Source organism: Marinoscillum pacificum (assembly GCF_024714495.1).
Lineage (GTDB): Bacteria > Bacteroidota > Bacteroidia > Cytophagales > Cyclobacteriaceae > Marinoscillum > Marinoscillum pacificum.
The window spans coordinates 48,067-61,566 of record NZ_JAMZMJ010000005.1 but is presented as its reverse complement, the minus strand read 5'-3'; the positions used below and the strand labels follow the sequence as shown (position 1 = coordinate 61,566).

Annotated in this window: 10 protein-coding genes; 6 read left to right on the top strand and 4 right to left on the bottom strand. The window is 38.7% G+C overall.

Going from position 1 to position 13,500, the window contains the following annotated elements:
• Positions 1 to 61: 61 nt before the first annotated feature.
• Entirely contained in the window at positions 62 to 466 is a 405-nt protein-coding gene (msrB, locus tag NXS00_RS13330) for a peptide-methionine (R)-S-oxide reductase MsrB (protein ID WP_258099712.1), read from the bottom strand.
• A gap of 156 nt (positions 467 to 622) precedes the next feature.
• On the opposite strand from msrB, the gene NXS00_RS13325 reads away from it, so the two are divergent.
• Genes NXS00_RS13325 through NXS00_RS13315 form a run of 3 tightly spaced genes read left to right on the top strand, consistent with a single transcriptional unit; the run spans position 623 to position 6,415 of the window.
• Positions 623 to 1,789, top strand: coding sequence for an efflux RND transporter periplasmic adaptor subunit (locus NXS00_RS13325; protein ID WP_258099711.1), 1,167 nt, complete (start codon positions 623 to 625; stop codon positions 1,787 to 1,789).
• Positions 1,790 to 1,801: 12 nt separating this feature from the next.
• Entirely contained in the window at positions 1,802 to 5,011 is a 3,210-nt protein-coding gene (locus NXS00_RS13320; RefSeq protein WP_258099710.1) for an efflux RND transporter permease subunit, read from the top strand.
• Positions 5,012 to 5,035: 24 nt separating this feature from the next.
• Positions 5,036 to 6,415 carry a TolC family protein gene (locus NXS00_RS13315; protein WP_258099709.1) on the top strand — a complete coding sequence of 460 codons (1,380 nt, stop codon included), beginning with the start codon at positions 5,036 to 5,038 and terminating at the stop codon, positions 6,413 to 6,415.
• Here the strand turns inward: NXS00_RS13315 and NXS00_RS13310 are convergent.
• Entirely contained in the window at positions 6,412 to 7,620 is a 1,209-nt protein-coding gene (locus tag NXS00_RS13310) for a D-alanyl-D-alanine carboxypeptidase (RefSeq protein WP_258099708.1), read from the bottom strand. The two genes, NXS00_RS13315 and NXS00_RS13310, sit on opposite strands and share 4 nt — an antisense overlap.
• Before the next feature lie 247 nt (positions 7,621 to 7,867).
• On the opposite strand from NXS00_RS13310, the gene NXS00_RS13305 reads away from it, so the two are divergent.
• Both NXS00_RS13305 and NXS00_RS13300 read left to right on the top strand, forming a co-directional pair.
• On the top strand, positions 7,868 to 9,160 hold the full coding sequence (locus tag NXS00_RS13305; protein ID WP_258099707.1) for a cation:proton antiporter: 1,293 nt from the start codon (positions 7,868 to 7,870) through the stop codon (positions 9,158 to 9,160).
• Positions 9,161 to 9,181: 21 nt separating this feature from the next.
• Positions 9,182 to 9,811 (top strand): GOLPH3/VPS74 family protein, encoded by a 630-nt coding sequence (locus tag NXS00_RS13300; protein ID WP_258099706.1) that lies wholly within the window; start codon positions 9,182 to 9,184, stop codon positions 9,809 to 9,811.
• Here NXS00_RS13300 and NXS00_RS13295 read toward each other — a convergent pair whose 3' ends face one another.
• Both NXS00_RS13295 and NXS00_RS13290 read right to left on the bottom strand, forming a co-directional pair.
• Entirely contained in the window at positions 9,812 to 10,270 is a 459-nt protein-coding gene (locus NXS00_RS13295; RefSeq protein WP_258099705.1) for a hypothetical protein, read from the bottom strand.
• Positions 10,271 to 10,276: 6 nt separating this feature from the next.
• Positions 10,277 to 11,365: a potassium channel family protein gene (locus NXS00_RS13290; protein WP_258099704.1), complete on the bottom strand. Its 1,089-nt coding sequence runs from the start codon at positions 11,363 to 11,365 to the stop codon at positions 10,277 to 10,279.
• A gap of 302 nt (positions 11,366 to 11,667) precedes the next feature.
• On the opposite strand from NXS00_RS13290, the gene NXS00_RS13285 reads away from it, so the two are divergent.
• A complete protein-coding gene (locus NXS00_RS13285) occupies positions 11,668 to 13,449 on the top strand; it encodes a glycoside hydrolase family 15 protein (protein ID WP_258099703.1) in 1,782 nt (593 codons plus the stop codon).
• The last annotated feature ends 51 nt before the right edge of the window (positions 13,450 to 13,500 follow it).

Here is a 13,500-nt window from a genome sequence, read left to right as displayed (position 1 = left end):
TTAACATTGGATGTGTTACCACTAAAAGTATTCATCTTTTTGCCGTATGTGAAAATAACTTTTACGAACGGTCAGAAATCGGCGTAAACTTCAATGCTCCACTGTTCATACAGAAACGCTCGCCGGTGGGAGGTGGTCCATCATGGAATACATGGCCTAAATGTCCTTCGCATTTGCCGCATGTTACTTCAGTTCGGATCATGCCGAAAGATTTATCCATGTGGTATTCTACAGCATTTTTTTCAATGGGCGCAAAGAAACTTGGCCAGCCACATCCCGAATCAAATTTAGTGTCTGATATAAAAAGCTCATTTCCACAGGCAGCACATGTGTACTTGCCATAATCCTTATTATTCAACAATTCTCCAGTCCATGGACGCTCTGTTCCTTTTTGTCGTAATATGTGGAATTGCTCAGGAGTTAATTCCTGTTTCCATTCCTCTTCGGTCTTATTGATCTTTTCCATACGTGTAAATCTAGGTCACCTTATGCAAGGTTAATTAACAGTTCGCAACAGGATATTGCCCGTTTATCAATAATGTACATTTTTTCGCAACAAAAGATTCCAAAATCCTTTAAATCACATGACTTTTTGAAAATTCACTAATTCTAACTAATCTGTATGAACAAAAGGCAATTGATTATCCTCGGTTCAACCGCCGGGGTGTTGTTGTTGGCATTTGCGTTGGCCTATTTTTTCGCCGGGCAAAAAGAAGCGCCGGAAGTAAAGAAAGCACCTGTTTCTAAAAAGTATGTAGAAACCAAGCAGGTGAATTATGATGACATAGAAACGTTCATCAGTGCATTTGGAAGAGTAGAAACTGCTCAATCACTTGACTTGCTTTCTGAAGTGTCAGGAAGAATGTATCAAGGAAATGTAAGATTGAAAGAAGGGCAGAACTTCAAAAAAGGAACGCTACTGTTCTATATTGATGATACTGAATCTTCTTTAACATTAAAATCCCAAAAGAGTAATTTTCTTAGAGATATCGCTGCGATTCTTCCAGATATGAAGATCGATTACAGTGATAACTTCTCGTCATGGGAGAGCTATTTTTCAACCATAGATATAGAGAAGAATCTGCCAGAGCTTCCAGAAGCGAAATCGGATAAGGAAAAGACATTCCTAGCTACAAGAGGAATTTACTCTACTTACTATACCATCAAAAGTGCAGAGGAGCGATTAAGAAAACATAGATATTATGCGCCGTTTGATGGTAGTATTTCTGAAGTTAACATGGAGTCTGGAGCCTTTATCAATCCAGGAACTAAGATTGGAACGATCATCCGAACCGGACTGCACGAACTGAAAGTTGCAGTTGAAACCAGAGACATTCCCTGGGTACAAGTAGGTTCTCCAGCAGAAATTTATTCTAGCGAAACACAGCAAAAATGGACTGGAGAAGTAGCACGAATCAGTGATTTTGTAAATCAGAACACACAGTCTGTTGACGTTTATTTGACAATCAATACGGGTAAGCAAAAGATTTATGACGGCCAGTTCTTACAATCGGCAATTCCTGCTAGTACAGTGAAAGACGGTATGCTAATCCCTCGAAATGTACTTTATAACTCGAATGAAGTATTTGTAGTGGAAGACACATTGCTAAAAGTAAAGAAAGTATTTGTGCACCGAACCATGGATGAAAACGTGGTGATCAGTGGATTGAAAGAGGGTGAAAGCCTGGTAGTAGAACCTTTGGTCAATGCGCACAACAATATGGTGGTCTTCAAGTCTGAAAAGAAGGATATCGACATGGAGTTGAGTACTAGTGCAGGATCTAACTAAACCCATTTGTAAATGAATTCAATAAAAGGTTTAGTAGCCTATTTTGTAAAATATCCGATTCTAGCCAATATTCTAATTGCGCTAACGGTAATCGGAGGTGTGGTAAGTTTCTTGAATACCAAGATGTCGTTTTTCCCGACGGCAAAGGATCGAGTGATCAATATAACGGTTGCTTATCCCGGAGCCTCTCCAGAGGAAATGGAAGAGGGAGTAACAACTAAGATTGAAGAAGCACTAAAGTCCACTGCTGGAATTGACGAGTTAACTTCTACATCTTCTGAGAATGTGGCGAGTATTAGCATTCTTACACTGGATAATTATGATATTGATGAAATCTATACTGAAGTTAAGAATGCAGTAGATGGTATATCTTCTTTCCCTGCCGGAGCTGAAAAGCCTATTATCTTCAAGCAGCGTCAGCGATCAACAGCGCAGTGGTTAGGACTTACAGGTGATGTTAGTTTGAAGACACTGAAAGATTATGCTGAGCAGATTGAGGATGAACTCATGGCTACTGGTGTAATAAGTCAAATTAATATTACGGGCTTTCCGGCATTAGAAATATCTATTGAAGTGTCTGAAGAGACACTTAGAAGATATAATCTAACGTTTGATCAGGTAGTCAGTGCAGTTCGGTTGAATAACCGAGATATTTCGGCCGGTTCCATCAAGGGAAATAAAGAAGAGATTCTTATTCGATCTAAAGCTAAGCAAACAGAAGCCGATGAGATTTCTGAAATAGTTGTCAGAAGTAATACAGATGGCACCAAGCTCCGATTAAGAGATATTGCAACCATCAGAGAGCAATTCGCAGATGAACCAAATAAAGGCTTGCTAAATGGTAAGGAAGCGGTTTTTCTTGAGGTTAGAAAATTAGAGTCAGAAGACTTAACTCAGATTTCACAGGCGGTTAGTGAATATGTAACTAAGTTCAATGAAGAGCATGATGCTGTACAGTTGACAACTACCTGGGATTTCAATAACATGCTAAACCAGCGTTTGGACCTATTGACATCCAATGGTGTGGTTGGGTTGATTTTAGTATTGATATCTCTCGGACTGTTTTTGAGTCTTAGACTTTCGTTCTGGGTAGCATGGGGTATTCCTTCATCCTTCCTGGGTATGTTTATTCTTGGTTCATTTGTTGGATTAACAGTGAATATGATCTCCTTATTTGGGATGATCTTGGTGATTGGTATTCTCGTAGATGACGGAATCGTAATTGCAGAAAATATCTACACGCATTTTGAGAAGAGTAAGAATCCAATTCAGGCGGCGGTAAGAGGAACTTTGGAAGTGGTACCGGCGGTATTTACCTCAGTATTAACAACTATTGTTGCGTTCTTGCCATTGTTATTACTTACAGGAGGCTTTGAGTTCCTAAAGGACATGGCCTATGTGGTGATTTTTAGTTTGGCATTTTCATTATTGGAAGCATTCTTCATTCTCCCTGCTCACTTAGCGAGTAAGAAAGTTTTAAGTGTCAAAAAGGAGGATACTAGAAGTTACAAAATCAGGAAGGTGCTCAATGGCTTTATTGATTACATGCGTATCAAAGTGTATGGGCGCCTACTAAGAAATGCAATGCAATATCGCCTGGTTTCTATGGCGGTATTGGTTGGTTTCCTGATGGTCATTATTGGGTTGCTCATGGGAGGTCAGATCAAAGCGACATTCTTCCCTCAAATACCATTCAATAGCTTTAATATCAATATCAGCTTTAAGCCAGGTGAGCGTGAGCAAAAAGTAGAAGCATACCTGGAGCGATTCAATGATGCTGTTTGGAAGGTCAATGATGAATTGAAGCAGGAGTTCAAGGTAGATAATGATATCATTACATATACATTCACAAATGTAGGTTTCTCAGGAGATGGTGAAAGCGGTTCGCATGCGGGTAATGTGAACGTCATGTATGACGAGCTAGATCCTTATGGAATCAATCAATTTGATCTCATTGGCAAAATCCGAAAAGAAATAGGACCTGTTCCAGAGGCTGAGAAATTCAGTATAGGAGGAGGGAATAGATGGGGTAAGCCAGTCTCCGTTATGCTTCTAGGGAAGAACTATCAGGAGCTAGGTGAAGCTAAGGAATTCTTGAAAAGAGAGTTGGCGAACATCCCTGACTTGAAAGAGATTCAAGACAATGTTCCGATTGGTCGTCGCGAAATGCTTTTCGACTTACGTCCTGAAGCATATTTCCTGGGATTGACTCATAATGATATTACCAATCAGCTTCGTCAAGGATTTTTCGGTGAAGAAGCTCAAAGATTCATGAAAGGTGATGATGAATTACGTGTTTGGGTGCGATATCCTAAGAGTGATCGTCAAAGCATCAGTCAGGTGGAGGATATCAAAGTGAAGACAACCTCTGGTCAGGAGTTTCCTCTAAATCAAGTTGCTGATTACCGTATTGAAAGAGGGGTTAGTGGAATCAAGCACTTTAATTCTTCCCGAGCAGTTACTGTAGAAGCGGACATGCAAGATCCTTTCGCTGAGGTGCCACCAATTTTGGAGAAAATTCAGAATACGATCATACCTCAATTGCAAGCACAGTTTCCAACTGTAACTGTTGATTACGGTGGACAGTCCAAAGAAAGTGCCAGAGCAGGTAAGGAAATTGGAATGTTCTTTGGTGGAGCATTTTTGTTAATCTTCTTTATTCTGATGATTACATTCCGATCATTCTATCAAGCGCTTTTGATTACTTTGATGATCCCTTTAGGTTGGTTTGGAGCTATGTTTGGTCATGGAGTAGAGTCTTGGATCAGTGGAAGAGATCTGCCGGTATCACTTTTGTCTGTTTGGGGTATGGTTGCCCTGTCAGGGGTAATCATTAATGATGCGGTGGTATTCCTTTCTAAGTTCAATTCTCTCGTGAAAGATGATGGATACACTGTTTATGAAGCGGCGTATGAAGCTGGATTGTCCAGATTCCGAGCCATCATGCTGACATCTTTAACCACGGTGTTGGGATTGTATCCTTTGATCAAAGAAACTAGTTTTCAAGCTCAGTTCTTAATACCTATGGCCATTTCCGTAGCATATGGTGTGTTGATTGGAACATTCATCATTCTGGTGTTCTTCCCAGTACTTATTCTTTTCTTCAATGATGTGCGTCGTGCATTCAAGTGGTTGTGGACAGGTAAGAAGCCAACCAGAGAAGAAGTAGAGAGAGTTCTTATGGATGAAGAACGACTTGAAGAATACAGAGAATCAGCTTAATTATTTTAATCTAAGAAATTGATAATGAAGTATTACACTTTATTAATAACCCTATTGATAGGTGCTGGGTCTGCATGGGCTCAGCAGCCTCTTTCTTTGTCAGATGCCATTCAAATTGGTCTGGAAAGAAATTATGATATTCAAATTGAGCAAAAGAATGTAATTACCTCACAAAACAACAATAGTTGGGGAGAGGCTGGGATTTTGCCTTCAGTTCGATTGGATGTAGCTAGTCAAAACAATATTCGAAATCAGCAGTCAGATAATCAATTCTTTGGAGGTCAGTTGTTTCCCGGGTTTGAATTGGATGATCAAAGAACCTATGGATTGACTCCATCATTGAACATCAACTGGACCATTTTTCAAGGAAATAAAGCGATCATAAGCAAAAGACGCCTGGAGCAACTGGAAGCAGAATCGATGCAGAATGCGGATGTTGTCATTGCTAATACGCTTCAAGCTATCATTCTTGCATATTACAATGCAGTTCTAGAGAAAGATAGATTCGAAGCATACCAAACCCAGCTTGAATTGAGCAGAGATCGCTTTAGGTATACGGATACCAAATATCAAATGGGAAGTGCCGTAACAAGCGATGTACTACTTGAAGAGAATAACTACCTGACGGATTCGACCAACTTGATTAATCAAGGTTTGATCTACAGAAATGCTGTAAGAACATTAAATGTCCTTCTGGTAAGTGAAGATATTAATCAGGATTATGAATTTACTGATGAATTGATATTCGAAGTGGAGTTGTATGATTTTGATGAGTTGAAAAAGACCATGTATTCCGAAAATGTAGACATGAAGAAGATCTACATATCCCAATCCATTTTAGAAACTCAGGTGAGGCAAAACAAGGCGGATTTATATCCAACTTTGAGTTTCAACGGTGGTTATAACTGGAATAGGAATGTTTCTGACTTAACCAACGCTTCTTATACAGGACCAAATCCAGAATATCAAAACCCTCCAGAGCCTTTGGTCTCCAAAACGGGAACCTATTTTGCGAATTTTACACTAAGCTTTAACTTGTTTAATGGAGGTAAAGTCAATAGAGCCATTCGCAATGCAGTAGTTGCAGAGGATATTGGTAACCTCAGAATAGAAAAGCTAGAAACGACTTTAGATAGGGATTTGTACCAAGCTTATGAAAGATATCAGGTTAGAAGACAACTCTACGGAATTAGTAATAGAAGCGAAGAAGCTGCACGAATCAACTATTCGATTTCCGAAGAGAAATTCAAGGGTGGTACGATTAACTCATTTGACTTTAGAGTTGTTCAGAATAACTACTTAACGGCCTCTGTTCAAAAACTTCAGGCATTGTATAATCTGATGGATTCCAAAGTAGAATTGATGAGATTGTCTGGCGGTTTAATTGGTAACTATGGAGATTAATAGGAATCTCTTATGATTTCCAGAACTTTTTGCATTTCAGCTTTTACCTCACTCACTGGAGTGAGGTAATTGTTGTTCATAAAGGAGAAGATCAATTTCCTACCCGAATTAGTAACGATAAATCCGCTCAAACAGTGATTGTTACTTAATGTTCCAGTTTTCGCGAATACGTATGGTTGGTTAACACCTGAGTACCAGTTTTTAATAGTTCCTGATTTGCCTCCATTCGGGAATATGTATTCAATGTTTTTCCAATCTGTAGCTAAATAGATCTGATTGAGCGTTTTCACAAGTGCTCTTGGTGTAAATAGGTTGTATCTTGAAAGTCCAGATCCATCCACCCATTGTATATCATTGGTTAATCCCCACAGATCAAGAATCTTTGCTCTAAAAGCATTCAAGTTGTTATGACCGGATAGTCGGGCAGCTGTAATCAAAAGTTGTTCTGCCATGAAGTTATCACTTCGTTGCATCATGACTGCCAGAGTCGGTATAGTCGATTGATTGTAGATAATGTCATATCCTGGACCTGAAAAGTCTTCATTTGAAATAGTTATGGGAGCATTGATTGTGTCTTCAAGCAGAGTTGCTAGCAGTTCGTCACTGTACTGGAAGGGTATCTTGCGTTCAAACTGGCTGGAATCGTGTTCCATCCAGATATTGAATAGGTTATAATCACGGGATCGATGGACAAAACTGCCGGGACGCTCTCCAATATAAAGGTCGATGTAATCTTCGAAGAACGAAGGGATTACATGAAGTGTGTCTGAATTGAAAATCCTCACTTCATTGCCATATATTGGGAGCCAGGACCTTTCTGACTGAAAGCTATATTGGTAATCGTCCCACGCCCATCCTGGTCCAAAAGCAGTAAGTTCTGTGTAAGGAAGGTGTACAGTTACTGACTTGCCTTGGATTTTGGAAATGGCCGGCTGACTTGGAAAGTCAGGATGTAGAAAGGTAGGGTCTCCTAGAGGATACAAATGAAGTAAACTGTCGTACTTTACTTTGAAGGAGGGAATGGAGTCATTAAAAATACTAAGACAAGCTGCTGTAGTGAAAATTTTAGTGTTAGACGCTGGGGTGAAATGAAGGTCCGCATTATGCTCCAATAAATACTCTTTAGACTGTGGGTCAAAGAGTAAAAATCCGGTGAATTGATTAGCGAAAATTACTGATTTCTTAAGTGATTTCTTGACCTTCACAGAGCCAGTTGTTTGCCTGAGCGGCGTGCAACCGCTAATGCATAGGAAAACCCAAAATATTGCAATAATTCTGTTTGCTGTAATTTTCATATTGAAAGCAAAAATCCCCTTTTATTCAAAATATGCCAAGATTTAACTCTAATTCATTTAAGAATAAAAGTTAGTCAGTATTTTTTTTGTAATATTATAGTACTTATTTTGCCTCAACCAATATGGACACTATTTCTTCCATTATTTCATTCATCGCATGAGTATATTAGATCTAATTACGCTATTAATTTTTCTTGCAGCAGTATTTACGCTCATAAACATTACTGTTTTGAAGCTGCCAAGTACTATTGGATTGATGGCGATCGCCTTAATGATGTCACTTTTTATATTGATTATGGGATATGTTTTTCCATCTGTAGCAAGAGGTGCTGAACACATTGTTGAGGAGTTTGATTTTAAGGAAGTACTCATGGGAGTTATGCTAAACTTCCTTCTTTTTGCAGGAGCACTTTCGGTGGATTTACGGAAGCTTTTAGAGGAGCGAGTAGCTGTTATCATTTTAGCTACTGTCGGTACACTTCTTTCTACATTTATTGTTGGAACACTTGTATTCTACATTTTCCCAGTCCTTGGAGTCGAAATTGATTACATCTATTGTTTGCTTTTTGGTGCTTTAATTTCACCAACGGATCCTATTGCCGTTTTGGCCTTGATCAAGAAATTTGGTTTGTCTAAAAACCTCGAAATAAAAATTGCTGGTGAGTCACTTTTCAATGATGGAGTAGGGGTAGTAGTGTTCTTAACTATTTTGAATATTGCTATGTCTATGCATGGTGGCGCTGAAGGTGCTCATGGAGCCCATGGTGGTGGTGAAGTTACTGTAGGTGGTGTTGCACTTCTTTTTGGACAAGAGGTAATCGGTGGTGTATTACTTGGAGCAATCTTCGGATTCTTGGGCTTTAGATTACTGAATTTTATAGATAATGATCACGTTGAGTTGGAAGTTCTTGTAACACTTACACTAGTTATGGTAGGAGGAAGAATTGCAGAGTTTCTTCATGTATCTGGGCCATTAGGAATGGTGGTAATGGGACTTTTCATCGGTAATGAGGGTAGAGACGAGAAATTAGCGAATGCTACGGGAGAGTACGTGTTTAAGTTTTGGCACCTTCTGGATGAAGCTCTTAATGCCATATTGTTCATTTTGGTAGGATTGGAAGTGATTGTTATTGCCAATTCCTTCTCTCCAGCAAGTATTTTGGTGGGAGTTGTAGGTATCCTAATCGTGCTGATGGCAAGACTACTGGGAGTATCTATACCTATAGGTATTATGTCCACTTACCGGAAGTTCGAACCGAAGACTATTGCAATTTTGACTTGGGGTGGATTACGTGGTGGAATATCGGTTGCATTAGCCCTTTCATTATCAGAATTCACATGGATTGAAGGTTCTGTTAAAGAAACTATACTATTTGTTACCTATTGTTGTGTAGTTTTCTCAATTTTGGTGCAAGGTTTAACAATGGGATTATTGTTAAAGAAAAGCTAAATACCCAACTATCTTATAAATATGAAAATTAGCATTGCTGAAGGGCTTTACCTGATAGCTTTAGATGATGAAGAAGGAAGATTGCTGGCGGCTGCGGAGAAATCGATAGTTCCTGGTCTTATCAGTGCTTGTATTCTTGAGTTGCATCTACAGAAGAAATTAGATCTGAATGACAATATAATTACTGTCATAGATCTGACTGGAACTGGAAATGTTATTTTGGATAATGTTCTTAAAAAATTGAAAAGTGGCAGTGAGCTATTGGAAACAATCGAGCACTTATCTCATCAGTTTAAAGATATTCAAGAGGATCTTAATCAATTATTGATACAACGAGGCATACTTAGAAAAGAAGCAACCAAGTTGATGTGGATTCCTTTATCTGAGCGAATGGATAATGCCAATTACGCATTTGAACAGCAGATTAGAGATTCGATGTTCACTATTGTGTTTAAGAGTGCAAAACCTACACCAGGCTTTGTGGTGCTTATGTCATTGATTTATGACTGTCACATACTGAACGAAGTTTTTAAAGACAAAGACGAATTGATCGACGCTGTGAAAGTGGCAAAGGATATCGTTGATTCTCCAGTGATTACTGAAGAGCTGTCAAAGTCGTTGAAGACATTAAAAGGATTTTTTGGAAACTGATTATTCTTCAGTTTCCTCCTTTGTTTTTCTATTGTCTGATTGAAGATTGCTTGACTCAAGTCTGGTTATCTCACTAATTTCTTCCTCCAGGTGGATTTGAAGTAGTTCATTGGTTTCTAGTGAAGCTTCTTCCAAACTTTTTCCAGTCACAGCTGCGTAAGTTTTTGTTTGAAGGTCTGTTAACGTTTTGATGTAAGCAAGTAAGGTGTCTTGTTTAGCTACTAGCTTGTTTGCTCTAAATGCCATGAAACCAAAACCTTCATGTGGGTTGTTATTGTCTTTTTCCAGGATCAAATATTCAATCCCATCTACGGTAATCTTATCAAAGTGAAAACTGATGTTTTCATGTATTTCACGAGGTTGAAAGGCTTCACCCGCATTGATGTCTCTGTTTTTACAACCAGAAACAACCAAAACTCCAGCAAGAACTAAACTTGAGAATAACTTGATACTTTTCATAAGTGTTTAATGTTTATCTCTGATGTATCCTTCATTTACATGGAATGCTCTTCTGATAAGCTTGAATGCTTTTCCATTTAAGATAATGATCAGATAATCTCCAGGAGCTATTTTGAGATCACCCAGTGGGTTTTTAATCAGTTTCTTGTTGCCAAACTTGTCACGTTTGGTAATTCCGATGAGCACACTGTTGTATTTGCTTTTTAACTCAAAAAATGCTTCCTGGTATGGTTTCCCAACGTAAGGGTTGTTAGATGTCACCAGAAACTGTTTGATGTCATAATCAGAGTCAGCCCTTGCGAAAGACATGATGTCTTCACTGTATGCGGCTACATCTGGTTCAAACATATAGGATGCTAGAAGTTTGGAAGATAGTTCATGCTTTGATATGGTATTGGTAACACCTGCACTGATGAAGGTGTTTTTCAAATCTCCATTTTCAAGTGTTACTACATATTCCAGATTAGGAAATACCTTCTTTAGATTCAATATGTAAACAAGTTTCTCCGTATCATCATCCAGGTTGACAAATACAATGGAAGATTGTTCGATATTGGTTTTCTTCAACAGTTCATATCCATTGAAGTCAGCATAGAGAATAAATATGTGCTTTGAGTTAGGGTATTGATCATTGATCAAATCAATATCATCTCTCTTGTTAGTTACAATGGCGACTTGCTTCCCTACACCAATCAATTGATCCAGAACCATTTTGCCGAATTCATTCCAACCAATAATGATTGCATGACCTTCAAAGCTGGTTCCATTGTACCCTAGCTTTTTGTTTTCTTTGATTGTAGCCATAAGTGATGTGAATTGACCTATCAGAATACCGTAAATACCGATACTCATAAGGATAAAAATATATGCAATGCCTCTTCCATACAAGGTGGCAGGGAATACATCTCCATAACCAACGGTGGTTAGCGTGACAAGTGCATACCAAAGAGCATTTTGAAAATCTTTAATACTAGCCTGAGAACTATCTTTCTCTACATAAACTAACAGATAAACCAGCGCGAAGAATACAAGAAAACCAGCACATATTTCCAGGCTGATTTTTATCGTTTTACTCTTAAAAAGGTCTTTTAACATTTGTTAAGTCCGGTGAAAATCAAATATAAGAAAAAGCAATAGATGTGTTAACAAACCATAACAACAGATTATAAAAAGAATGTGAACAATTAATGCTTCAAAGTATTACAATAGAAAACCTATCTGAAGTGAGTACATCTATTTGATTTTTAATCTCTTGCTTGAAAGGAAATATTATTTGTGAAATTTTCGAAAAAGAGATTGTGTATTTGCTTTTATTATAAAACATATTCCCTTTATTTTATGAATTGTTAAAAAAGTTGACAATTCATTACGGTTCAAAAAAAATAAATACTCCATATATGCAGAGACATACGTACGATTTTGGTGTGATCGGTAATTGTGCTTACACAGCGCACATTCATAAAGACACCAACATATCCTGGATGTGTTGGCCACGGTTCGATAGCAGCTTCATTTTTGGTAGCCTCCTTGATAAGGATAAGGGTGGCGAATTCTCTATTAAGCCTTTAGAGCCAAAATTTGAAACCAAACAGTACTATGTAGAGAACACCAACATTCTTTGCACGGAGGTGACTTCTGAGACAGGTAAGTACCGTATTACTGACTTTGCTCCAAGGTTTTATCAGACAGATCGATATTATCGCCCACTTATGTTAGTGAGGAAAATTGAGCGCATTGATGGTAATCCTCGAATTATCGTAAAATGTCAGCCAAAAGGTGATTATGGTAACGTTACGCCACAATCATCAATGGGAAGCAATCACATTCGTTTTCTAGGCTTAGAAGCTCATTGTCGCTTGACTACCAATATCTCTTTAAACTATGTGTTAGGAGAGGAGAGCTTCGTGTTGAATGAATCGAAGTATTTGGTAATGACTTATGGGCCGCCATTGGAGGCATCTCTGGAAGAGACTGCTGAGGTATTTTTAACTAAGACCAAGAACTACTGGAGAAACTGGGTTAAAACAGCGGCAATCGTAAACTTCTACCAAAGAGAAGCGATCCGTTCAGCGTTGATTCTTAAGATTCATCAGTATGAAGATACAGGTGCTATTATAGCTGCCGCCACGACTAGTTTGCCAGAATCCCCAGGTAGTACACGAAACTGGGATTACCGATACTGCTGGATGCGAGATACGTTCTATACCTTGAACGCATTCAATAATATAGGACACTTTGAGGAGTCGGAGAAATACTTCCACTACATCCTCAATACCACTATAGAAGAAAAGGATCGTTACCAGCCGCTATACGGTATCAGTGGTCAGAAGCAATTAACTGAAAAGGAAATAGCGCTTAGTGGATATCAGGGAAATCAGCCAGTACGTATTGGAAATGATGCTTATACGCACATTCAAAATGATGTGTATGGCCAGGTGCTGATTTCGTTGTTGCCACTTTATGAAGACAAGCGAATCATCTTTACAGAGCGTTTTGATTCATCAGAGCTGGTGATCAAGACACTGGATATGATTGAGAAGACGTTTGATGAGACGGATGCTGGTCTTTGGGAGTTTAGAAATCTCAGTCAACATCATACTTATACCTATTTGTTCCATTGGGCTGGAAGTAGTGCTGCTGTTAAGATTGCCAAAGTTATTGGCGATAGTAAAATGGGAGAGAAGGCTGCTAGATTGAAGGAGCGTTCTATCAAGATGATTGAGAAGAGCTATGTGCCTGGTAAAAAAGCATATGCTCAAGCGGTTGGGGTTGATCGGATGGATGCTAGTACGTTGCAGTTGATCATGATGAACTACTTCGGAGACAATCCTCAAGCTGCTAAAGATCACTTGATTGGTTTGGAGAAAGAATTACATGCTAAAGATGGCTTATTCTACAGATACAAACATCAGGATGACTTTGGTGAGCCGGAAACAACATTCCTAATTTGTGCTTTCTGGTATGTAGAAGCCTTAGCTTGTGTTGGGCGTCTGGATGAAGCCATTAAATACTTCGAAAACTTGATTTCTTACTCCAACCATGTTGGGTTGTTAAGTGAGGATGTAAAAGAAAGCGATGGAAGTATGTGGGGTAATTTCCCTCAGGCATACAGTCATGTTGGACTGTTGAATGCCGCTACTCGAATCGCAAGAAAATTGGATAAACCAGATTTCTTGTAAGGTCTGGATCTAATGGAAATAAAAAGCCCAAATGCAGTAATGTATTCGGGC

Coding starts and splice junctions, on each gene's coding strand:
- NXS00_RS13325 (WP_258099711.1), top strand. CDS start 623: ATGAACAAAAGGCAATTGATTATCCTCGGTTCAACCGCCGGGGTGTTG.
- NXS00_RS13305 (WP_258099707.1), top strand. CDS start 7,868: ATGAGTATATTAGATCTAATTACGCTATTAATTTTTCTTGCAGCAGTA.
- NXS00_RS13315 (WP_258099709.1), top strand. CDS start 5,036: ATGAAGTATTACACTTTATTAATAACCCTATTGATAGGTGCTGGGTCT.
- msrB (WP_258099712.1), bottom strand. CDS start 466: ATGGAAAAGATCAATAAGACCGAAGAGGAATGGAAACAGGAATTAACT.
- NXS00_RS13300 (WP_258099706.1), top strand. CDS start 9,182: ATGAAAATTAGCATTGCTGAAGGGCTTTACCTGATAGCTTTAGATGAT.
- NXS00_RS13285 (WP_258099703.1), top strand. CDS start 11,668: ATGCAGAGACATACGTACGATTTTGGTGTGATCGGTAATTGTGCTTAC.
- NXS00_RS13320 (WP_258099710.1), top strand. CDS start 1,802: ATGAATTCAATAAAAGGTTTAGTAGCCTATTTTGTAAAATATCCGATT.
- NXS00_RS13290 (WP_258099704.1), bottom strand. CDS start 11,365: ATGTTAAAAGACCTTTTTAAGAGTAAAACGATAAAAATCAGCCTGGAA.
- NXS00_RS13295 (WP_258099705.1), bottom strand. CDS start 10,270: ATGAAAAGTATCAAGTTATTCTCAAGTTTAGTTCTTGCTGGAGTTTTG.